Genomic DNA, 20,694 nt, shown 5'->3' on the forward strand with positions numbered 1-20,694 from the left:
GGTGCAAAGGGTCAGGCCCAGAAGAGCCAGTTCGGTCGGTTTCATGTTTTTGAGGTCCTTCAGATGTTGAGGTCAGCGAGGATGCGGTCGTAGGCCGCCATTACCTTTACGATGTGGGATTGGGTCTCGGCGTAGGGCGGCACGCCGCCATATTTGCGCACGGCTTCCGGTCCGGCATTATAGGCGGCAACGGCGAGATCGAGACTGCCGAAGGCGGCCATCTGCTCGAGCAAATAGCGCGCGCCGCCGTCGAGGTTTTCGATGGGATCAGCTGCATCAACGCGCAGATAATCGGCAGTGCCGGGCATCAGTTGTGCAAGGCCCTGTGCACCGGCATGGCTAACCGCCCCTTGGGTGTAATTGCTCTCGACCTTGATCATCGCCTGGAAAAACGCCGCCCATTCTGCAGGCGAGAGATCGAGGCTCTGCAGGGCCGGATGATCCTGGTACCGCGTGGCAATCAACCGGATCGCGGGCAGCACATCCGCCGGGGCCGCAACGCTGCGTGTGCTGTAGGAAACATTGACGGCCGTGTCATCCCCCTCACCTTCCGGGGCTTCACCTTCAACCTGCGCGGCAGGCCTGGCAGGAACGATCAGCTGGCCTTGGGCATCATAGCGTTGAACGGACGACTCGAGCGCGGCGGGTTGAACGCTATGCCCCTGCCTCGCGTCATTCCACCGGATCACGTCCGCCTGCGCGGCTGAGCATGCCGCGCCGTACATCGCCAACGACAGAAGGCACATCGAGATGATCGAGGTTGAGCTTGCCAAAGGCGATCCCGAACATCCCGATTGGCGAATTGACGATCCGCTCGCGCGCCAAGGCCGTGACGAGAAGGTAGCGCTCGCCCGCCTTGTTGACGACGTAGAACAGCCATTCCCCGGTGAACCGGCTGTCGGGGTTTGGCGCAGAAACACACTCGATCTCAACACTCGCTCCTTCTGACAGTGCCATGGCGCGGAAATCGCGCTCCAGCAGCACCGGCAATGCACGCCGCTTGGTATTCATCTTGGGGTCCCCTCGGATCGTCTGTTGGGAACGTCATATCTCAGATTTCTGAGTGTGGCGATGCCTAACAGATACTATGGCACATTCAATACAAAAATGACAAACACGGGGAAAGAAACGCCAAAGCTGCTTTGCCCATGGCTCTGGCGGTTGGTGGCGGGCGGTCATGCAGGCCAGTCTTAGGGCGGCGAGGACACAAGAGAGAATGAGGATATGCCGATGAGAAAACATCAAGAAAAACTGATGATTTTGCCACCTAGGGCAGACGCACACCGCACCGAAAATGCTGCGTCATGCCAAGTCTGACGCTGCCGCGAACGACAGTCGCAGCGATGTTTCTGGTGATCACTGCGACCGCCGCACAACCAGAGGTGATTCGCTGTTTGCCGCCGCAAGTGCCGGTTACGGACCTGCCCAAGGCAGTGTTGGCCGAGTACCGGGCCGAGATCGGCGCCGAGTTCGAGAGCTATTTCACCGCGATCAGCACCCACATCGCCTGCCTTGACGAAGAGCGAACCCGCGCGCTGACCGAGGCGCGCGACGCCGCGGATGCCTATGCAACTTTCCTCAATATCCCCCCAGCCCAGAAAGACCTCCCGTGAAACCTCTCCTCCCTGCCCTCTTCCTTGGCCTTGGTCTCTCAACAGCGGCCGTCACGCCCGCAGCCGCCTACCCCGTCGACTGTGCGATCCTCTTGTGTCTTGCCGGCGGCTGGCCCGCGTCAGTCGAGTGCGCCCATGCGCGCGCGGTCTTCATCCGCCGCATCACCCCCTGGCCCATCGAGCCGCCGCTGCAGATCTGGAACTGTCCGATGCGGGCGAGTTTCCGGGGTGCGAATCGGTCCTTGGACCGGCTTTTTGACATCGCGGTTCGGGGTGACCTGGCAGCGCCAGCAATGTCATTCCCGGAACAAGCCGTTGAGCCGATGCTGGTCGATGCTCAGGCCGACGTCGATATCTCTGACCCGGCCTTCGATTTCGTCCGCTCCATCCGCGTGTTCGAGATCACCTACCAGCAACGCCGCAGTTCTGACGGCGACTGCAACAGTTGGGGAACCGTCTACATGGGCAGTTACGGCGAGCAGGGCGATTACACACGCATGCGTAGCAGCACCTCGGCTATTCCCGAGGCATCAGACTTCGCCATCCCCGCAAGTTGCAGCAGCTACTGGCACCGCTCGGTCTTTGTCGAATGGCGGGACTACGAGGGCACCTACGGCCACGAGGAGGTGCATTACTGACCATCCCCGACAACGCGCACTGAATTTAAACGGAAAACCGACCCCCAGAAACAGAAACGACGCCAGACCATAGGTCCAGCGCCGCACTGAATTCTTTCGTTGCACAAGGAATTTAGCGTGAGTGGAGGACCCGTTCAATCGGCAAAGCGCTTTGCCTGAACGATTTTTGCATGCCGCAGTCTGGCGTCCTTACCAAAAGGACGACAACCCTATGACGCTGACCACAGGCGCACTTCTGCGCCGCATCATCGAGACCCCTCTCTCAGCCTCGGCCCACAAACTGGCCACGTTGATCCTCGACGGCATCGCGTGGAAGGACGGCTACAATGGTCTTGATCACGGCACCGCAGCCTTCACCCTGTCACATCTCGCCGAAAAAATGGGGGTGTCGCGGCAGCACTTGTCAGATTTGCTGTCGGAGCTCGCCGCCTCAAACCTCGCTCTTACCCGCTGGAAGCCGAACGGCAAGTATGCACCCTGGAACTTCCGCTTCGGAGGGCCCAACGAAGACCTCATCGCGCCAGATGTCGCGTCGGCTGCAGGCGACACATCGCTATATAGAGAATCTAAGAACAAAACTATCTTCACAGGTAGGATCGAAATCGGCGACGGCACGAATGTCTATCGCACGCCTTGGGCCGACGTGATCAAAGCTGCGAAAGCTGCGCTGCCGTGCTGGAATGTTGATACCCAAGCAATCTGGGATCGGTTCGTTGCTTTCAACAAGGCGCGGGGCAACGCGGCGGTGCCGGCAGGGTTCTTGCTTGGCTTCATGCGGAAATGGCGCAAAGCACCTTGTACCCAAGCCCCTCAGCCTCGAAGCGTTGAAAAGCCCCTGTCCAGCGGCGAAGAGCAAGCCTTGGTCTTGGCGCGCCCTGCTCCGTTTCAAAACAGGCAGTTCCATCAGCGTGACCTTGAGCGACTGATCGGGTCACATGCCTACGAGGTTAGGGTGCGAGCCCTCCAAGCGCTGCTGAAAGTGAACCGTTTTGCCGCCTGTCTTGCTGTCCACGGCAAATCCGTTGCCGCAGGTGAAATCTCTGTTTGACCGTCTTCCTCCAGAGGCTTGTGCCGATCCGAAGATCGAAACCGAAGATCGAAATATGAAGCCTCTACTTTGTCTCTTTTCTGTTATATAACAGCGCCAAGCGTAGAGTGAAAGATCGACAGATGATTGAGACCCCTGGGCGCATTGAGCCCTGCCTCTTTGAGGAATTCATCCCCGCCGAACTGGCCGACCTCGCGGTTGAGGTCCAGCGCGCGGCCGCCGATCTCGGCCGTGGGCTGCATCCTGAAAGCGCGCAAGAGTTGGCCGATCTGGTCCGGATCATGAACTGTTACTACTCCAACCTCATCGAGGGCCACAACACGCGCCCGCGCGATATCGAACGTGCGTTGGTCGGGGCGGAGCTTTCCGAGGAAACCCGGCCCCTTGCGCTTGAGGCGCGCGCGCATGTCATCGTTCAAAGGCAGATTGACGAGCGCTTCTTGTGCGGTGCGCTCGGTTCGCCAACATCGTCTGCGTTCATTTCTTGGGTTCATGAAGCGTTTTACCGCGAAATGCCCCCGGAGTTCCGCTTTGTGGATCACCCCGACGGGACACGGGAGGAGATTATTCCCGGTAGGTTCAGGGCCGAAGGAGACCAAGAAGTTGCTGTTGGGCGTCACTTGCCGCCGTCTTCGCACCGCGTCGATGCCTTCATGGATCATTTTGCCAAACGCTTCCGCTCGACTGAAAACTCTGCCAGCGGCCAGATCATTGCGATTGCCGCAGCGCATCACCGGCTGAACTACATCCACCCGTTTCCGGATGGGAACGGCCGTGTCAGCAGGTTGATGTCGCATGCGATGGCGCTGAAGGCTGGCATCGGCGGCCAGGGGTTGTGGTCGATATCCCGAGGCCTTGCACGGGGGCTTGAAGATCGTGGCGAATACAAGCGTATGATGGACATGGCCGATAGCCCGCGCCGGGGTGATCGCGACGGGCGCGGGAACCTGTCGCAGGCCGCACTCCTGACCTTCACCAAGTGGTTTATGCAGGTGATGCTGGATCAGATCCGCTTTACGTCTTCTCTATTTGATCTGGCGGGCCTTGAGTTGCGATATCGCCGCTTGGTCTTGGATGTAACGGGCGACAAACGCGCACCTGACCTGATCGGTGCCGTGCTGAGGCATGGCAAACTGCCGCGCGGTGATGCGGCGCTTGTTCTCAAAGTTTCGGATGTCACGGCGCGAAAAACGCTTGGCGATCTTGTCAGACTGGGCTTCCTGAAGTCCGATAGCCTCAAGACACCTGTTCGGCTTGGTTTCCCTTTGGATTACCGGGAGCGGCTGTTCCCAAATCTATTTGCCGACGCGCCCAGATGAATGAGGGTGTTGAGGCTCGTTAACTTTGGCAGAGATTTGAGGTTATTCACTTCGCGAAAGCCAAGCGCCGCACTTGGTAAGCGGGACTGGCGCAAAGACAGAAATAACTTTTGCCCAGCACGACGCCGGTCATCGCGGTTCCAATCGAGCCAAGATGACGCTCTGCGCGGGGAACGCACCCGCGCAGAGCATCAAGTTTGGAGGCTCAGTGTCATGGGAGCGCCGCGGCGCTCAGTCAGCAGCCTCGGCACCGCCCTTGTCCTTAGCGACATCGACGCTGACGGGGGCAAGCCCATCAGCTTTCAGTACGAAGGTGACTGTCTTCGCCGCCTGGCTGCTGATGTAGATCGAGTTCGGGTTGGCGCGGAAATGCCCGGCCTCGGTGCCCTCGTCGAAGTGGATGCGCGCCTCGCCACCGGCGGGGATGCTGAAGCCGTCAAGCTTGCGGAAGGTGCCTTCGACCTTGCCGGTGTCGGCGTCCGTGATGCTGTAATAGAGCGAAAACCCCGTCAGCGGTGCCGAGCCCGAATTCGTGACCAGCAGTTCAAGATGGTCGGTCGCGTCTTTTTTGGCGGCGAAGTCATAGTTGTTCTCGACCAGCGCCTCCTTGATCGCAAACGTGGCCGGGGCGCCGGTCATGTCGATCGGGTTTGCCATGAAGGCAGGGTCGGTATCGGCCAGATCGTTCTGCCCGTCGCCATCGGTGTCTGCCACCATCGGATCGGTGCCGAGCAAAACTTCGGACGTGTCCGGGACGCCGTCACCATCGGTATCCGTGGTGGTTTGCGAAAACCCAGGGCTGGCCAACGTCAGGCCAAGGATGGAGACGAGCGCAAGCGTCGAGATGTGTTTCTTCAGTGTCATTTTCAGTTTCCTTTGAGGTCAGGCTTTTGCAAGCCGGTCGGGGTTGAGAGGAAGGGCCAGCGCCAGCGCGCCAAGCCCGAGGGAGGTCAGAAAAATCCAGATCAGGTTGCCCAGCATTTCGATCAGGATGGGGCCGAGCGGCAGTCCGGCGTAGGTGGCTTTGATGCCCAGCACTGCGAAGGTGAACCGCTCGAAATGTTTGGTGACAGAGGCCTGTTCGATGCCGTCGCGCACGGTTTCGAAAGTGGCGAAGCTCTTCATGATCTCAACTTGATCTGGCTTGGCGATGTTCAACTGCTTGAACACACCGCCCGCCACCTGATTGTCGGGGTCAAGCGTGTCACCGATCTGGGGAGCCACCAAAACCAGCGTCAGCCAGACCGCGAAAGCCACCAGCAGCGCGTGGCTGGGATTCTTCATGTGCAGTGACAGGATGAAACTGACCAGAAAGAAGCAAGCGGTATAGGCCACGGACACGCCCCAGACGATCGTGATGCGCAACAGGTCATCCACCCCCAGACCAATGCCGGATAAGAGGTGCAAGATCAGCGTCAGCCCGCCCAGCACCAGCGCCAAACCACCCGCCAGAAGGCCGATCCCGGCCAGAGCCTTGCCCGCCACGAATTGCCACCGGCGCATCGGACGCGTCAGCATCAGCGAAAGGGTCTGACGACCTCGCTCGCTGGCAGCGGAGCGGTAGCCGATCAGGATGGCGATGGCGGCCCCGATGATCTCGATCTGTTCGATGGCACCGCGCAACAGGCGCAGCGGGTAGAATTCAGGGGCCTTGATCGCGTCGGCAGATTTACCAAGCGCCAGCAGGGATGCCTTCGCCGCCTCGTAGGTGGCCACATCGCCACGCAGGGCAATGGCGCCGGTGACGAGGGCGACCAAAGCCGCAAGCCCCAGAAAGCCCGTAACGATCAATATGAAACGATCACGCAAAGCGTCACGGATGTCTTTGGCCGCGATGGTGCGGACGGGGCTCGGGTTCAACAGAACCGGGTTCAGAGTAAGATCAGACATTGTAGTCTCCTTGCGCCATCGACAGGCGGGTCAACGCGCGCCAAGCAATGGCCAGGGCGAAACCAGCAGCAAGGATCAGGTTGATGACCGGGGGGATGAAGGACGGCGAGGTGATGCCCGGCGGCAGGTAGTCGAGCAGCCCCGCCGACGCGAACTTGTAGGCATCAGCCAACGAGAACGGCCCGAGCAGACGTGCCGCCCAGTGAAAGAAAGTGGTGTCAGGCGGCACTGCCAGTGCCGAGATCGGGTTGATCGCGGCCGTGGGGTTCAGGTTGGCGGTCAGTTGCGGAAAGATGAAGGTCAGCGTCAGCCACAGCGTGACCGGCAGCAAGAGGCCCACGGTTTCCGACCGCGCGGCGGCTCCGGCGGCCAGACCGATCAGGCCGAAGAACCCCATGTAGAGCGTGGTGACGCCCATGAATCCGGCCAGTTGCGCCCATTGCAGGCCGGTCAGCGTGACCGCGGGCAGGACCAGAAACGTCGCAACCGCTACCGCCGATGCCACCGCTGCCAAGCCCAAGATCAGCCCGGCAAGTGCCGCGATCTTGCCACCCGCATAGGCGTTGCGCCCTAGCGGCCGAATGCCGATCAGCGGCAATACCCCGGCCTTGCGATCAAGGCCGACAAGGCGATTGCCGATCACGATGGCTGACAGGGCCCCGATCAACGCCACGTAGACCGACATGTTGCGCATCAACGACAATGGCGAGATATCCAGCACCGGGTTTGTCGGCACCGGTTGGCCCGCCGATTGCAGGAAAGCCGCCGCATCCAGATAGATGTGGTTGACGGTCGAAGTGGCCGACCACCCAAGCCAAGCCGAGATCAGCACAAGCACGACGAACATCAGCGACAACAGCGCCACCGTGCTTTCGCGCAGCACAAAGCGCGCCGATTGGCGGGCGATCAGCCAGCCGGGTGAGGTTACATCACTCATCATGCCACCTCGGCCAGTCGGCCCACAGGCGTCAGCGACAAGTACAGCTCCTCCAACGCGGCATCGTCGCCATAGCGGGCGGTCACAGCCTCGATCCGATCATGATAGACCAGCTTGCCGTGGCTCAGCACCGCAATGCTGGTGCATGTCTTGGCAATCTCGGAAATCAGGTGCGTGTTCATGAAGATCGTCATCCCGAACTCGGTGTTCAGGCGCAGGATCAGATCGCGCAGCATCTTGATGCCCATCGGATCAAGGCCTGAAGTCGGCTCATCCAGAAACAGGACAGCGGGCTGATGCAGGATGGCCTGCGCCAAACCCACCCGCTGGCGCATCCCCTTGGAAAACCCACCGACGCGCTTTTGGGCCAAGTAGGTGCAGTCCAGCAGGTCGAGCACCTGGTTCACCCGGCGCTCCGGGGCGGCGACACCGGACAGACGGGCAAAGAATACAAGGTTTTCGGCTGCCGTAAGGGTATCGTAAAGCCGCACGTTTTCGGGGACATAGCCGATGGCTCGGCGCACCGCCAAGGGGTCGGTGCCAATGTCACAGCCCGCCACGGTGGCCGTTCCCGAAGCGGGACGCGCCAGCGTGGTCAGCATCTGGATCGTCGTGGTCTTGCCAGCACCGTTATGGCCCAGAAAGCCGAAGATCTCGCCCTTGGCGATCTCCATCGACAAGGCGTCAACGGCGATGACTCCATCAAAAGACTGGGTCAGCCGGTTTGTCCGTATCATGGGTTCAGGCATTCTGGGGATTCCTTTTATGGATGGCGCTGCGGCAGGGTCTTGATGAACCCTCAATGCCCGCCCCAAACCGCAGATGCCTTTCCCCCGACTTACAGTTTTGTAAGACGGTGCTTTTCCGACTGCCGCAGTCCGGCAAAGAAAAAGGCGGCGCCTTGCGGCACCGCCTTTTCTGTTCTCAGGTCAGCGATCAGTTGTTGGCGTTTTCGCCGTCCTGCTCGCTGTCAGCGCCGTTTTCGCCGTCCTGTTCATCGCCCCGCTGATCGTTTTCGGCCAACGTGACGTTCATCACCTTGCCATCGGCAGGGTTGATGGCGACCGTCTTCTCGCTGCCATCAACCAGCACGACATCCGCCATGATCAGATCGGGCGCACCATTTTCGCCGCTCTGGTATTCGATGCCAGACACCTTGCCGCCTACTGCTGCCTCAGCCGTGGCAATTGCTTGCGAAAGGCTGGTCGGCGAGGCGAGGAAGGCCTGCGCCTCGGCCATCGGGTTTCCGTTGCCTTCGGTTTCCGCGAAGGCCGAAGTGCCCGCGATCAGCGAAAGCGCAAGCAGCGCGCCGGTAACCGTCAAAGAAACTTTCGTGTTCATGTGTCTCTCCAGTCAATCATGACCGCGGGGGTGCGGCCTGATGAGGGAAAGATGGGGAGGCCTTCTTACACCGAGTTGTCAGCACCATTACATCTTTATCTTCGGCATTCAGTTGGCGAAAACGTGCTAATCAAAGTCAAGATCTCACGAACCTGTCGCAGAAATAGCCGCCGGAAGTCCAAACTACTCGGAATTGGACTTATCTATTCCCCACCAGAGCCGAACTTATACTTCAGCGTAAGTGCAACCAATCCCGATGTTGTCGTAGTATCCTGGTAATCGAGAGCAACACTGGTCGCCTCATTAAAGTCATAAGAAGCGCCGAATCCCCAGAATGCGGAAGACGCCGGATCAGTTTTGCCCGCAACGGCAGAGAGAGACAAAACGTCAGAAAGCGCGAAGTCCAAGCCGAGGTTTCCGCCGACTGTCTTTTCAGCCAGATCATAGGATGCCTCTGCTGATAGCGTTAATTTATCAGCCAGCGGATACGAGAGCGACCCGTAGATTTCAGAGCCGTCGTTACCAGTTTTATTTCGAAAACTCTGGGTAACGCCGATGTCATACCCGATCGACGACGCAAACTCTCCCCTGTATCCCGCTGAGAGATCAAGCGAAGCTCGATTTCCATCGCCATCCCTGACTTGAGATGCGAAAAAGCCTGCGTAGAGTCCGTCCTTGCCAACTTCGGCGCCAAATTGGAGGGCTGGTCGGTTGCCAGTTTCGGAGAGCCCATCTGAAAGACTATTGCTGTTGATTCCGACGTTGCCACCAAACGTCAAACCCTCTGCCATGGATGCAACGGGGGCCAACAGAACTGCCGTCGCCCAAAGCGCCGCGAAAATATTCACAATAAAGCTCCATGATGAGATCGCCTATTCAGGCCAGCAGACCATGAACACACCGGCTTACGGTGAGCTTGCGGTGGCCTTAAAAATTTGTAAGTTTACTGTTGTGACCGCGCCTGAAAGACTAGAAAAAAATTAATTAGAACGATCTTGCGCAGGCGGTTATGGAACTTATATTTCAACGCCGCAGCTCAGTTCGGGATGAAGTCAAACATTGTTTAGTAGCTGCCCGAGCTTGCAGCCAAACAGAGCCGGGGCTTCTGCGCCGTCTGATCGAATTGATCGGACCGGAGTATGCAAGATGAAAAGACCGCAAGAGCGAACAAGCAACAAATTTTGATTCAATGGGTGATTGTGCACGTCAAACTGCGAATGGAGACGCGTTCAAAAAATGTACCAATCACAACCGCCTTGCCACGGAACGTGCAACTTCAAGCCCCGCGAGAACAGGTCAGATTTCCGCCGCTCCTGAACAGCAACGCCAAGGCCGCGGCGCTGAACAAAGCCCCGCTCAGAAAGGTTGCCGGGGCACCAAGACCATCCCACAGCAGGCCTGCCACAAGGCTTGCCACCAATAAGGCAATACCGCTGACAAGGTTGAAAAAGCCGTAGGCCGTGCCGCGCAGATCGGCGGGCGCAGTATCGGCCACCATCACGGCCAGCAGGCCTTGTGTCATCCCCATATGCACACCCCAGACCGCGACCCCGGCCAGAACGACTGCCCAATGGGCCGAACTGGCCAGAATGAGATCGGCCAAGATCAGCACCGCCAACCCGCCCATCAGCAGCGATCTATGGCTGACCCGGTCAGACAATTTGCCAAACGGATAGGCCGACAGGGCATAGACAAGGTTCATCGCCACCATGACCAGTGGTACGGTGGCCAAGGGGATGCCGCTTTGCTGCGCGCGCAACACCAGAAAGGCCTCGCTGAAGCGGGCCAATGTAAAGACAGCCCCGATGCCCACCACTTGCCAATAGGCGGCTGGCAGCCGGGCCAGATTGTCCCGTCGGATCGGGTTTTGGCGGACCGCACCGGGTTGTCGCGGCGGCTCTTTCACGCCGAAAGCCAGAAGGGCCACAGCCATGGCACCGGGGATCACGGCCACCCAGAACACCGCCTGAAAATCGTTCGACCACAACAGCATCAGGCCTACCGCCAGCAACGGCCCAGCAAATGCGCCCACAGTATCCAGCGATTGTCGAAGCCCAAAGGCAGCACCTCGCAACTCGGGTGGTGCGATGTCGGCAACCAGCGCATCGCGTGGGGCACCCCGGATACCCTTGCCAACGCGGTCCAGTAAGCGCGCCGTCAACACGACACCCAAACCAGGGGCAATAGCGAACAAGGGCTTGGTGGCAGCCCCCAGCCCGTAGCCGATCAGCGCCAGCCCCTTGCGCCGCCCGAACCAGTCGCTGAGGACACCAGAAAAGACCTTGACGATCAAGGCTGTCGCCTCGGCCATCCCTTCGATCAACCCGATCATCAAGGCGCTCGCCCCCATGGTCGTGACCAGAAACAGTGGCAACAGGCTGTGGATCATCTCGGACGAGACATCCATCAGCAGGCTGACAAAGCCCAGAACCCAGATACCTGCGGGGAACTTGTGGTTTGTTTTGAACACAGACACGTCTCCGGCCCCGGTTGCCTTGGGGGTAAGCCCGGACAATGCGTCGCCTCGCGATATCTGCGCAACCGTACGACTGCACCGCCGACTTACAAATTTGTAACCTGGCGGAAAGGCAGTCGCGGTGGCAGGGCCCTACACGACGCACATCGGCCTACTTTCTGACCTGCACAATTGGAACCACCTAACATGCCCAGCGATTTTTACGTCCTTCCTGAACCCCGGCACAATCGGGCCACCCGGCTGCTTCATGCGGGGCTGGCGCTTGCCATTGTCAGCCAGCTTTTGACCAGCCTTGCCATGCAGGGGCCGGATGATGTGCAGGCGGGCGACATCCTGTTTCAGGTACATCGTTACTCTGGCCTTGCGGCCACAGTTATGGCGTTTGGGCTTTGGCTGACAATTCTGTTCCGCTTGCGCGGGACAGATCTTGGCGCTTTGATCCCTTGGGTTTCGGTGCGGCGACTTTCGGCGCTGTGGCAGGACATCAAGGTCCATGGCCGTGCGGCCCTCAACCTGCGGATCCCTGCGCATGACCCGCAAGCCGCGCTGCCATCGGCGATTCACGGCCTCGGACTGCTGCTGGTCTCTGCGATGGCCGCTTCTGGGGCGGTCTACTTCGTGCAGGTCGGGCTTGGCCTGCACTCTGCCGAACCCGATGGCATGATCGCCATGACGGTTCACCTCGCGCTCGGCAATCTGGTCTGGGCCTATCTGATCGTCCACGCGGGCCTGGCCGTGCTGCATCACCTTTTGCGGTCGATGAGCCTCGCGACCATGTGGTCCCTTGGAAAGTAGGCCAAAACCTTGACCTTATCTGTCATCGAGCAGTGGAACCAATCTGCATTCCTTGCCGTCAATGCCGGGGCCCACGCCCCTGCATTGATCATTTCACTTGCCAAAGTGTTGGCCAACTGGTCGATCTATCTCGCCCCCGCCCTGTTTGTTGTCGCATGGGTTCGCCGTGGCAGAGGAGTTAGGTTTGTGTTGCTTGACGCGACACTCACGGCGCTGATCGGCTTGGGACTTGCGCAAGTCATCACCGCCATCTGGTATCACCCAAGGCCCTTTGAGATCGGACTGGGGCGGCAACTGCTCGACCATGCTGCCGAGGCGTCTTTTCCCAGCGATCACGCCACACTGATGTTCGGCCTCGCGATCCCACTTCTGCTGGGCACCCAGACCCGCCGCTGGGGCGCAGTGGTTCTGGCCTTGGGCTTTGGCGTGGCCTGGTCGCGGATCTACCTCGGGGTGCACTTCCCTTTGGACATGATCGGAGCTTTTGGAGTTGCGGTTGTCGCGGCATTTTTGGTGTGGATGGTCGGTCTTTTTCTTCGGCGCAGCGTCTATCCCAAACTGATTTCAGTCTATGAAACTATGCTTTCCCGATTTGCGCTGTCACGGACGGTCTTTCCCCGAAACCGGTAGAGCCGTTGTCAGGGCGCTAGTGCGGGCGGCAACTCCACAACGCCGCTCGCACCTGTCTGGCGTAGTGCCGCCACGATGGCAGCCTTCTCGGTGGCGATCTGTTCAGCCGACACTGTGGCTTCTTCCAGTTGCGCATATCCAAATGCCACGGAGTCCAGTCGGTCAGCCGTTAGCGACACCATGAGCAGGGGCGAACTGGATGGCCCATCCTGAATGACCGTCTGCGTAGCCCAAATCCGCAGGACATACCTCTGATCCGAAGCGCCGGTCATCGTAAGGGTTGCCAATGCCGAGCGGCCAAGATGCGTCATCGGCCAAGGCGCGCGCAAGGCAAGTGTCTGGCGTGACGGCAGAACCGCTGAGATGATTTCGCCAGACAAGGTTGCGTCCGAGGGGTTCCACCCGACGGTTTTCAGAGCGCCGACCAGATCTGCCAGCGGCATCGACGTTTGCAACAGCATCGGTTCGCCCGGATCGCCGTCCAGCAGAACCCGCTGGGTCGGCTCGTTTTGCCACCCGCCCGCCAGCCACTCGGCTGCCACAAGCGTTGCCACGGGCGGAGCCGCATCATAGCGGGCCGAGGCCGCAGCCCAACCCGTCCAGATGTGCAATGGCACGATGGCAATCACCGCGATGGACACCACAGCCGCAAGCAGTTGACGCGACACCGTCACGACCCGGGCATGCATCAAAAGGGCCACGACGCAAACCAAGGCGCCGCCGAACAGCATGCCTGCCAGTACATCGCTGGGCCAATGGGCCTGAAGATAAACCCGCGACACGCCGATCAGCACAATCAGGCAAGCAAAGCCGCCGTAGACCAAACCCCGAAACCGTGGGGGCACGGTCCGTGCAACCAGAAGTGCCAGCATTCCGAAGATGATGGTGGCAAATGTGGAATGCCCGCTTGGAAAGCTGAAACCATCCGCACCCTGATACATCGGGATCGGACGCGCGCGGTGCAGCAGCACCTTGAAAACGGGCACGAAGATCACCCCGGCGAGGCTGGCCGCCGTTACGGTGCCCGCCATAACCCATTGCTTGGACACCACAAGGACTGCGATCACTAGAACCGCCACCGGCAGCAGCACTGCCATGTCGCCCAACATGGTGATGCCGACCATGGCTGATGTGGCCCAATCCGTCCGCAGGCCCTGCACAAACTGCCCTATGGCCGCATCTGCCAAAGCGACCTGCGGATCGAAGACGACAGCCGACAGCACAAGCGCAAAGCTTGCCAGTCCAACGACGGCCAGCCCGATCAAGGCCGCCGCCTCCAGCTTGCGGTCGTCGTTGCGCAACACCCCGGCCAGCGATCTGCTGCTCCCTTCCCGGCGTTCCAGCCAAAGCGCGAGCGCGAGACGCCCCCGGTCGGCCGCCGGAATGATAATGCCGCGTAACATGCGCAACAGAACCCATGACAGGACCGCAGCAACAACTGCCAACCCGACCAGAATGGCGATGCGTGGGTTCGCCGCATGTGCGACCTGAAGGCCACGACCAAGGGCAACTGCAGGCAGCAGATGCGCTGCGGCCCAGACAATCGCTGACCCCACATTGACCAGTGCAAAGCGGATCGTGGTCATGCCCATCATCCCCGCAATCGTCGGCACCACGGCCTTCACGCCGGGGATGAAACGGACGATGAAGATGCTCTTGCCACCGTGGCGGGCAATGAACGCTTCGCCCTTGTCCATTAGACTGCCGTAGCGCGAAAACGGCCAGAAAGTGCGGATCTGCTGTTTCCAGTGAACCCCAGCCCAGAAGGACAGGGCATCGCCGGCAATCGCACCGGCAACTGTCGCGGCAAAAACCGGCAGAAAAGCCATCTTGCCCAAGCCGATCAACGTGCCGAGGCCCACTAGGACAACTGTCGATGGCACAAACAGACCAAGGATCAGCAAAGCCTCGCCAAAGGCCACGAGAAAGGCAAACAGGATCGCAAGATACTGATGCTGGCCGAGGAAATCGACAAATTGAGAAAGCAGTTGAGTCACGACACACCGATTATCCGAGGAAACTTCAATTCAACCCGCAGTCCTGGCGCTGCATCGACAAGGCAGATTTCCGCGCCGTGCAGGTCTGCCACCGCCTTGACCAGCGAAAGGCCAAGTCCAGTGCCCATGGTCGTTCGACTTTTCTCCAGGCGATAGAGGCGGCGCAGGACAAGGTCGCGCTCGGCTTCCGGTATGCCGGGACCAGTGTCTGTAACTGATGCAGTCACCTCCGTGCGGCTGGCGCGTACGGCGCAGGTGATCTGTGTGCCCGGTGGGCAATGGCGGATGGCATTTTCGATCAGGTTGGCAACGGCTTGGGTCAACAGTTCCCGGTCGCCCATAACCCATGCCGCATCGGTGATATCAGCGCGCAGGGTATGACCGGCATCTTCGGCCACGTCGGCATAGACCTCCCCAACGCTAGCCATAAGGGCCGCAACATCGACGGGTGCAAACTTCTCGCGCCGCGCACCAGCCTCGATCTGGGCAATCCGAAGCAGGGCCGAGAATGTCTGGTCGATAGCCTCGCTTTGCTGAATAGCGGCGGCCAGGTCGTCATCGACGGACGCACCGCTTGCGGCATTGAGCGCGGCCCCCTCGATGTGGATGCGCAGCCGGTTCAATGGCGTGCGCAACTCATGCGCGATATCGGCGCTGACCTGGCGCATCGCCTCGACCAAGGCGCCTAGGCGGCTGAGTGTCTGGTTGATCTCGCCCGAGATCACGTCGAGATCGTCTCCCCGTTTTGAAACAGCAAGGCGTGTGGACAAATCACCGCTCGCGACGCGGGCCAGCGTTTCAGTCACGGCGTTCAGGCGGCGTTGTAGCCGCGAGGCAATCCAGCCTCCGGCGGCAATCGCCGCGACAAGGACGGCTACTGCCGCCCAGCCAAAGCCGGTCAGAATGATCTCGGCCAGATCATCGAGATCTGCGTTGCTGAGGCCGATGACCAGATAATCGCCGTGCAGTTCGCCTGCGAAGATGCGGTAAGGATAATCCGTCGGCACACCCAAGGTGGCCGCTTCCACGGTAGACCAGCCTGCAGGGACCGAGACATCGTTGATGTTCGCGACCAGAACCTTGCCCGCAGCATCGCGCAACAGATAAACCGACGACTGGTTCGGGCTGGCCTTGATGCGTGCGGCGATCGCTTCGATCAGGTCTTGCTGGTCCGCCGCATCCGATTGTTGGAATGTCGTGAATATTTCCCGCAGGCGGGCATCCTGCCGGTCGGCCAATTGCCGATGCAGCACGGTGTAGCCGACAGCGCCCGCCAGGATTAGGGCGCCAAGCACCGCAAGCGTGACGCCAAGAGCCAACCGGAACGAGCTGTGCCGCCACAGATCAGCGGGGCGCATGAAGCGAATAGCCCATGTTTTTCAAAGTGTGCAGCAGGCTTACATCAAAGGGCTTGTCGATCTTGGCCCGCAAGCGGCTGATATGGGTTTCCACCACCGAGGTTTTCGGGTCGAAGTGGAAATCCCAGACCCGCTCCAACAGCATGGTACGTGTCACCACACGGCCTTCATTGCGCATCAACACCTCCAGCAGCGTGAACTCCTTGGGCAACAGGTCGATCGGCTGGCCTGCGCGTGACGCCTGCCTGCGCATCAGGTCCAGTTCGAGATCCGCGACCTTCAGCAGCGTTTTCACCTCTTGCACGGGTGGGCGGCGAGCCAAGGCGTTGACGCGCGCCAACAGCTCGGCAAAGGCAAACGGCTTGGTCAGATAATCGTCACCCCCGGCCTCCAGCCCTTCGACCCGGTCGTCAATGCCGCCAAGCGCAGTCAGGAACAGCACCGGCGTCTTGCGCCCGGCCGCCCGCAAGGCCCGCACCAGCGACAATCCGTCCAGACCGGGGATCATCCGGTCTACGACCAAAACGTCATAGCTTTCGCGCGTAGCCGCGAAGAGCCCATCGGTGCCATCCGCCATGACATCACAGACATGCCCGTTCTCGGACAGGCCGCGAGCGACATAGTCGGCGGCAGAAGGGTCGTCCTCGATCAGCAGGATGCGCATTTGGGGTCTTTCACATTCAGAACATTCTTGACGCTGGTTGGACTATCTCGGCGGCTTAACACAAAGGTCGCGGCCACCATACAAATCTGTAAGTCGGGCGAAAGCTGGCTGCAGGTTTGGGCGCAGAGGACTGCGCAAGCCGGGCAAACTCCGGCCCCAACCGGAGCACATCATGAAACAACTCTTGCTCGCCACGGCGCTGATCGCACTGCCTGTGGCCGCATTCTCCAGCTATCAGATCTTTTTGGTACCGGCAGCGGGGCAAGTCAGCGCAGGCATCGGCGACACCTCTGCATTCACCGGCATCATTACCGATGTGCAAGCCTTCGCAGCCAAAGGCGACATCGAGGGCGCAAAAACTCGCATCAAGGATTTTGAAATCGCCTGGGATGAAAATGCAAAAGGTCTGCGGTCGCTTGACCCAGCGACTTGGGACACCATCGATGGCGCCGCCGATACGGCGTTGAAGGCGGTTCGCGCATCAGCACCTGATGCAGCCACAATCCAGACAGCCCTCGCCGATTTGCAGATAAGCCTTGGCGCGCCCGTTCAAGCGAACGCGGCCGCACCCACAGCCGTTGCCGCAGGTCTTGGCGATACATCGGCCTTTACCTCAATCATCAGCGATGTTCAGGCCGATGCAGACAAGGCCGATTTCGCGGCGGCCAAGACGCGCATCACAGATTTTGAGACAGCCTGGGACGACCAGGCCAGCGCCCTTCGCGCTTTGGACGGGGCGGCCTGGGGTACAGTCGATGATGCTGCCGATGCCGCACTTGACGCGGTTCGTGCGACGACACCGGACGCAGCCCAAGTGACCGAAACGCTCGCTGCACTTCAGGCGGCGCTGCAAGCCGCAAAGTCGGTGACGCCATGACCAACATTTCCTCCGCACCTCTACAAGGAACCGCTCCGATGCACACCCCGGCAACCGCCATCAACCGCGTGCCAGCGGTCACCACCGAATTCTGGCTGATCAAACTCATGGCAGTCACCATGGGTGAGACGGCGGCCGACTATCTGGCGGTCAATCTGGGGCTGGGCCTAACCGCAACATCCCTGCTGATGACGGCCATCCTGATAGGCGCACTTGTGCTGCAATTCGCGCAGAAACGCTACGTGCCGTGGTCCTATTGGCTGTCGGTGGTGCTGATCAGCATCGTCGGCACCTTGGTGACCGATAATCTGGTCGACAACTTCGGCGTTTCGCTGATCACCACGACGGTCGTATTCACCGTCGCGCTTGCAGTCACCTTCGCGGTCTGGTTCGCCTCCGAGAAAACCCTGTCGATCCACGCGATCTTTACGACCAAGCGTGAGGCCTACTACTGGCTGGCGATCCTCTTCACCTTCGCCCTTGGCACGGCCTCGGGAGATCTGGTCGCCGAAGCCTTCGGTCTGGGTTACCTTGCCAACGGTATCCTGTTCGGGATGATCATCGCCTCGCTGACCTTCGGATATTTCTTCCTTGGCCTCGATCCAATCCTGGGGTTCTGGCTGGCCTATATCTTTACCCGGCCGCTCGGCGCTTCATTCGGTGATTTTCTGTCCCAGCCAACCCAGTACGGCGGCCTCGGCCTTGGCACCATCATCACCAGCGCCTTGTTCCTCGGCACGATCATCGCCATCGTGGTCTGGATCAGCGTCAACCGGCGGGGCGAGGACCGGCTTGCAATAAATTGACCTGACAAAGCTACCTTTAGCTGTCCTTGGTACGACAGCTAAAGGCATTCTGCTCGGCCTCGTTGGTCTTTCTCACATCCGATTGGGTTGACCGACTCGATTGGCCAACGCTCCAAAAACGAAACATAACTTGCGCTGGCAGCTGCCTGAAGGTTGTCTCCAAACGCCCTATTTTTCAAATACGCCGGGTGCCGAGCCGCTCACACTTTCTCCACCATTCTCGCAATCGATGGCATCGCGACTGTTCTCGACAACCCCCACCCTTTGACCAGCGAATAAACCGCCGGAATGACGACCAGCGTCAACACGGTCGAGCTGACCATCCCCCCGATCATCGGCACCGCGATGCGCTGCATCACCTCGGACCCGGTGCCATGCGCCCAAAGGATCGGCATCAATCCGGCCATGATTGCGACAACGGTCATCATCTTCGGCCGCACTCGCTCCACCGCGCCCACCATGATGGCGGCGTTCAGATCGGCGCGAGTGAAGGCGCGGGTTTCTGCGGCGGCTTTCGCCCGAGCCTCCAGCAGCGCGTGGTCAAGATAGATCAGCATAATCACCCCGGTTTCTGCGGCCACCCCTGCGAGGGCGATAAACCCCACCGCCACGGCGACCGAGGTGTTAAAGCCCAGAAACCACATCAACCAGATGCCGCCCACCAAGGCGAAGGGCAGTGATAACATCACGATCAGGGTTTCCGTCAGCGCGCGGAAGTTCAGGAACAGCAGCAGAAAGATCAGCGCCAGCGTCACCGGCACCACGATTTTCAACCGCTCGGTGGCGCGTTCGAGATATTCGAACTGACCGCTCCACGCGACGGAATAGCCGGTCGGCAATGCGACTTGCGCCTCAACCGCTGCCTTGGCATCGGCCACATAGCCACCCAAATCGCGCCCCGCGATATCGACAAAGATATACACCGCCAACTGGCCGTTTTCAGTGCGGATCGTGGTCGCCCCCCGCGTCAATTCAACTTTCGCCACAGCACCCAGTGGCACCGAACCGCCACCCGGCAGGGCCACCTGCACATCATTGGCAATCGACTGCGGGTCGGATCGCTGATCGCGTGGATAGCGCACGGCGACACCATAACGCTCGCGGCCCTCGACTGTCTGGGTGATCACCTCGGACCCCAAGGCCATCGCGATCACCTCTTGCACCGCAGCGACCGACAAGCCGTATCGGCCCAAGGCGGCACGGTCGGGCGTGATATCAAGGAAGTAGCCGCCGATCACCCGTTCGGCATAGGCGCTGGATGTGCCGGGAACCTTACGCACCACGGCCTCGATTTCCCGCGCCACCCCTTCCATCTTGGCTAGATCGGTGCCGTAGATCTTGATCCCAACCGGCGTGCGGATGCCCGTCGACAACATGTCGGTGCGCGCCCGGATCGGCATGGTCCAGGCGTTCGAGACGCCAGGAAACTGCAGGGCGGCATCCATTTCGTCCTTCAGGCTTTCCGAGGTGATACCGGGTCGCCATTCCGATTTCGGTTTCAGGTTGATGATGGTTTCAAACATCTCGGTCGGGGCGGGATCAGTGGCGGTTTGGGCGCGACCGGATTTGCCGAACACTGATTGCACTTCAGGGAAGCTTTTGATGATACGGTCCTGCATCTGCAACAGCTCTGCCGCTTTGGTTACGGAAATTCCCGGCAACGTCGTTGGCATATACATCAAGGTGCCCTCGTCCAGCGCGGGCATGAATTCGCTGCCCAACTGGCGCGCGGGCCAGATCGTGATCACCAGCGCCGCCATCGCCAGCAGGATGGTTAGACCGCGCGCCTTCAGGACCCCGCGGATAATGGGGCGGTAAAGCGCAATCAGCAGGCGGTTCACCGGATTCTTGTGCTCCGGTACGATGTGGCCGCGCACAAAGATCACCATCAAGGCAGGCACCAGTGTCACGGAAAGGATCGCCGCCGCCGCCATGGAAAAGGTCTTGGTAAAGGCTAGCGGGCCGAACAGCTTGCCCTCCTGGTTTTCCAACGTGAAGATCGGCAGGAACGACACGGTGATGATCAGCAGACTGAAGAACAGCGCCGGGCCAACCTCTGCCGCCGCTTCGATCAGAATTTCGACCCTTGGCTTGCCGGGTTCGGCGCGTTCCAGATGCTTGTGCGCGTTCTCGATCATCACAATCGCCGCGTCGATCATCGCCCCGATGGCAATCGCAATGCCGCCAAGGCTCATGATATTGGATCCAAGCCCCAGAAACTTCATCGCCGAAAACGCCATCAGGATGCCGACCGGCAACATGATGATCGCTACCAAAGCCGAGCGGACGTGCAGCAGGAAGATGA

Annotated in this window: 21 protein-coding genes; 8 read left to right on the forward strand and 13 right to left on the reverse strand. The window is 60.0% G+C overall.

Annotated features, from left to right (window positions below; genetic code table 11):
* Window positions 1-59: 59 nt before the first annotated feature.
* Together AKV04_RS16400 and AKV04_RS16405 are read right to left on the reverse strand one after the other, a co-directional pair.
* The gene (locus tag AKV04_RS16400) at window positions 60-689 is read right to left on the reverse strand and encodes a lytic transglycosylase domain-containing protein (protein WP_054007504.1); all 630 of its coding nucleotides are present in this window, start codon (window positions 687-689) and stop codon (window positions 60-62) included.
* Complete coding sequence (locus AKV04_RS16405) at window positions 673-1,011, reverse strand: hypothetical protein (protein WP_054007505.1); 339 nt, start codon at window positions 1,009-1,011, stop codon at window positions 673-675. Before AKV04_RS16405 ends, AKV04_RS16400 begins: the two co-directional genes overlap by 17 nt.
* A 332-nt stretch (window positions 1,012-1,343) precedes the next feature.
* On the opposite strand from AKV04_RS16405, the gene AKV04_RS16410 reads away from it, so the two are divergent.
* The 4 genes from AKV04_RS16410 to AKV04_RS16425 all read left to right on the forward strand — a co-directional run bounded on the left by AKV04_RS16410 (window position 1,344) and on the right by AKV04_RS16425 (window position 4,618).
* Window positions 1,344-1,613, forward strand: a complete 270-nt coding sequence (locus tag AKV04_RS16410) for a hypothetical protein (protein ID WP_156317601.1) — start codon at window positions 1,344-1,346, stop codon at window positions 1,611-1,613.
* Window positions 1,610-2,251 carry a hypothetical protein gene (locus AKV04_RS16415; protein WP_054007507.1) on the forward strand — a complete coding sequence of 214 codons (642 nt, stop codon included), beginning with the start codon at window positions 1,610-1,612 and terminating at the stop codon, window positions 2,249-2,251. The genes AKV04_RS16410 and AKV04_RS16415 overlap by 4 nt, the downstream gene beginning before the upstream one ends.
* Window positions 2,252-2,462: 211 nt before the next feature.
* Window positions 2,463-3,299: a hypothetical protein gene (locus AKV04_RS16420; RefSeq protein ID WP_054007508.1), complete on the forward strand. Its 837-nt coding sequence runs from the start codon at window positions 2,463-2,465 to the stop codon at window positions 3,297-3,299.
* A 122-nt stretch (window positions 3,300-3,421) separates the two neighbouring features.
* Complete coding sequence (locus tag AKV04_RS16425; RefSeq protein ID WP_054007509.1) at window positions 3,422-4,618, forward strand: Fic family protein; 1,197 nt, start codon at window positions 3,422-3,424, stop codon at window positions 4,616-4,618.
* A gap of 231 nt (window positions 4,619-4,849) precedes the next feature.
* On the opposite strand, the gene AKV04_RS16430 is transcribed toward AKV04_RS16425, so the two are convergent.
* The 7 genes from AKV04_RS16430 to AKV04_RS16465 all read right to left on the reverse strand — a co-directional run bounded on the left by AKV04_RS16430 (window position 4,850) and on the right by AKV04_RS16465 (window position 11,256).
* Window positions 4,850-5,482: a hypothetical protein gene (locus tag AKV04_RS16430; protein WP_054007510.1), complete on the reverse strand. Its 633-nt coding sequence runs from the start codon at window positions 5,480-5,482 to the stop codon at window positions 4,850-4,852.
* Window positions 5,483-5,500: 18 nt separating this feature from the next.
* Window positions 5,501-6,508, reverse strand: a complete 1,008-nt coding sequence (locus tag AKV04_RS16435) for an ABC transporter permease (RefSeq protein ID WP_054007511.1) — start codon at window positions 6,506-6,508, stop codon at window positions 5,501-5,503.
* Window positions 6,501-7,445: an ABC transporter permease subunit gene (locus tag AKV04_RS16440; RefSeq protein ID WP_054007512.1), complete on the reverse strand. Its 945-nt coding sequence runs from the start codon at window positions 7,443-7,445 to the stop codon at window positions 6,501-6,503. Before AKV04_RS16440 ends, AKV04_RS16435 begins: the two co-directional genes overlap by 8 nt.
* Window positions 7,445-8,194 carry an ABC transporter ATP-binding protein gene (locus AKV04_RS16445; RefSeq protein ID WP_054007513.1) on the reverse strand — a complete coding sequence of 250 codons (750 nt, stop codon included), beginning with the start codon at window positions 8,192-8,194 and terminating at the stop codon, window positions 7,445-7,447. Before AKV04_RS16445 ends, AKV04_RS16440 begins: the two co-directional genes overlap by 1 nt.
* Window positions 8,195-8,381: 187 nt before the next feature.
* On the reverse strand, window positions 8,382-8,786 hold the full coding sequence (locus AKV04_RS16450) for a hypothetical protein (protein ID WP_054007514.1): 405 nt from the start codon (window positions 8,784-8,786) through the stop codon (window positions 8,382-8,384).
* Window positions 8,787-8,989: 203 nt separating this feature from the next.
* Entirely contained in the window at window positions 8,990-9,634 is a 645-nt protein-coding gene (locus AKV04_RS16455; protein ID WP_156317603.1) for a TorF family putative porin, read from the reverse strand.
* Window positions 9,635-10,062: 428 nt separating this feature from the next.
* Window positions 10,063-11,256 carry an MFS transporter gene (locus AKV04_RS16465; RefSeq protein WP_054007523.1) on the reverse strand — a complete coding sequence of 398 codons (1,194 nt, stop codon included), beginning with the start codon at window positions 11,254-11,256 and terminating at the stop codon, window positions 10,063-10,065.
* A gap of 192 nt (window positions 11,257-11,448) precedes the next feature.
* On the opposite strand from AKV04_RS16465, the gene AKV04_RS16470 reads away from it, so the two are divergent.
* Window positions 11,449-12,057: a cytochrome b/b6 domain-containing protein gene (locus AKV04_RS16470; RefSeq protein ID WP_054007517.1), complete on the forward strand. Its 609-nt coding sequence runs from the start codon at window positions 11,449-11,451 to the stop codon at window positions 12,055-12,057.
* Between the two features lie 9 nt (window positions 12,058-12,066).
* Window positions 12,067-12,687, forward strand: a complete 621-nt coding sequence (locus AKV04_RS16475) for an undecaprenyl-diphosphatase (protein ID WP_054007518.1) — start codon at window positions 12,067-12,069, stop codon at window positions 12,685-12,687.
* An 8-nt stretch (window positions 12,688-12,695) separates the two neighbouring features.
* Here AKV04_RS16475 and AKV04_RS16480 read toward each other — a convergent pair whose 3' ends face one another.
* From AKV04_RS16480 to AKV04_RS16490, 3 genes are read right to left on the reverse strand one after another with little or no spacing between them, the layout of a single operon-like run.
* Complete coding sequence (locus AKV04_RS16480) at window positions 12,696-14,684, reverse strand: bifunctional DedA family/phosphatase PAP2 family protein (RefSeq protein ID WP_054007519.1); 1,989 nt, start codon at window positions 14,682-14,684, stop codon at window positions 12,696-12,698.
* Window positions 14,681-16,042 (reverse strand): sensor histidine kinase, encoded by a 1,362-nt coding sequence (locus AKV04_RS16485; protein WP_054007520.1) that lies wholly within the window; start codon window positions 16,040-16,042, stop codon window positions 14,681-14,683. The genes AKV04_RS16480 and AKV04_RS16485 overlap by 4 nt, the downstream gene beginning before the upstream one ends.
* Window positions 16,029-16,706 carry a winged helix-turn-helix domain-containing protein gene (locus tag AKV04_RS16490; RefSeq protein ID WP_054007521.1) on the reverse strand — a complete coding sequence of 226 codons (678 nt, stop codon included), beginning with the start codon at window positions 16,704-16,706 and terminating at the stop codon, window positions 16,029-16,031. The genes AKV04_RS16485 and AKV04_RS16490 overlap by 14 nt, the downstream gene beginning before the upstream one ends.
* Before the next feature lie 37 nt (window positions 16,707-16,743).
* Between AKV04_RS16490 and AKV04_RS16495 the strand changes: the two genes are divergently transcribed.
* Entirely contained in the window at window positions 16,744-17,583 is an 840-nt protein-coding gene (locus tag AKV04_RS16495) for a hypothetical protein (protein ID WP_156317605.1), read from the forward strand.
* A 38-nt stretch (window positions 17,584-17,621) separates the two neighbouring features.
* Entirely contained in the window at window positions 17,622-18,389 is a 768-nt protein-coding gene (locus AKV04_RS16500; protein ID WP_054007524.1) for a COG4705 family protein, read from the forward strand.
* Between the two features lie 200 nt (window positions 18,390-18,589).
* Here AKV04_RS16500 and AKV04_RS16505 read toward each other — a convergent pair.
* A partial coding sequence (locus AKV04_RS16505; RefSeq protein ID WP_156317607.1) for an efflux RND transporter permease subunit occupies window positions 18,590-20,694 on the reverse strand: 2,105 nt, incomplete at its 5' end.

This window comes from Cypionkella psychrotolerans (assembly GCF_001294535.1).
GTDB classification, from domain to species: Bacteria; Pseudomonadota; Alphaproteobacteria; order Rhodobacterales; family Rhodobacteraceae; genus Cypionkella; species Cypionkella psychrotolerans.

Excerpts from the sequence above, each read along its gene's own strand:
- AKV04_RS16405 (WP_054007505.1), bottom strand. The coding sequence starts at position 1,011 with ATGAATACCAAGCGGCGTGCATTGCCGGTGCTGCTGGAGCGCGATTTC.
- AKV04_RS16410 (WP_156317601.1), top strand. The coding sequence starts at position 1,344 with ATGTTTCTGGTGATCACTGCGACCGCCGCACAACCAGAGGTGATTCGC.
- AKV04_RS16420 (WP_054007508.1), top strand. The coding sequence starts at position 2,463 with ATGACGCTGACCACAGGCGCACTTCTGCGCCGCATCATCGAGACCCCT.
- AKV04_RS16425 (WP_054007509.1), top strand. The coding sequence starts at position 3,422 with ATGATTGAGACCCCTGGGCGCATTGAGCCCTGCCTCTTTGAGGAATTC.
- AKV04_RS16430 (WP_054007510.1), bottom strand. The coding sequence starts at position 5,482 with ATGACACTGAAGAAACACATCTCGACGCTTGCGCTCGTCTCCATCCTT.
- AKV04_RS16435 (WP_054007511.1), bottom strand. The coding sequence starts at position 6,508 with ATGTCTGATCTTACTCTGAACCCGGTTCTGTTGAACCCGAGCCCCGTC.
- AKV04_RS16440 (WP_054007512.1), bottom strand. The coding sequence starts at position 7,445 with ATGAGTGATGTAACCTCACCCGGCTGGCTGATCGCCCGCCAATCGGCG.
- AKV04_RS16445 (WP_054007513.1), bottom strand. The coding sequence starts at position 8,194 with ATGCCTGAACCCATGATACGGACAAACCGGCTGACCCAGTCTTTTGAT.
- AKV04_RS16450 (WP_054007514.1), bottom strand. The coding sequence starts at position 8,786 with ATGAACACGAAAGTTTCTTTGACGGTTACCGGCGCGCTGCTTGCGCTT.
- AKV04_RS16470 (WP_054007517.1), top strand. The coding sequence starts at position 11,449 with ATGCCCAGCGATTTTTACGTCCTTCCTGAACCCCGGCACAATCGGGCC.
- AKV04_RS16485 (WP_054007520.1), bottom strand. The coding sequence starts at position 16,042 with ATGCGCCCCGCTGATCTGTGGCGGCACAGCTCGTTCCGGTTGGCTCTT.
- AKV04_RS16490 (WP_054007521.1), bottom strand. The coding sequence starts at position 16,706 with ATGCGCATCCTGCTGATCGAGGACGACCCTTCTGCCGCCGACTATGTC.
- AKV04_RS16500 (WP_054007524.1), top strand. The coding sequence starts at position 17,622 with ATGCACACCCCGGCAACCGCCATCAACCGCGTGCCAGCGGTCACCACC.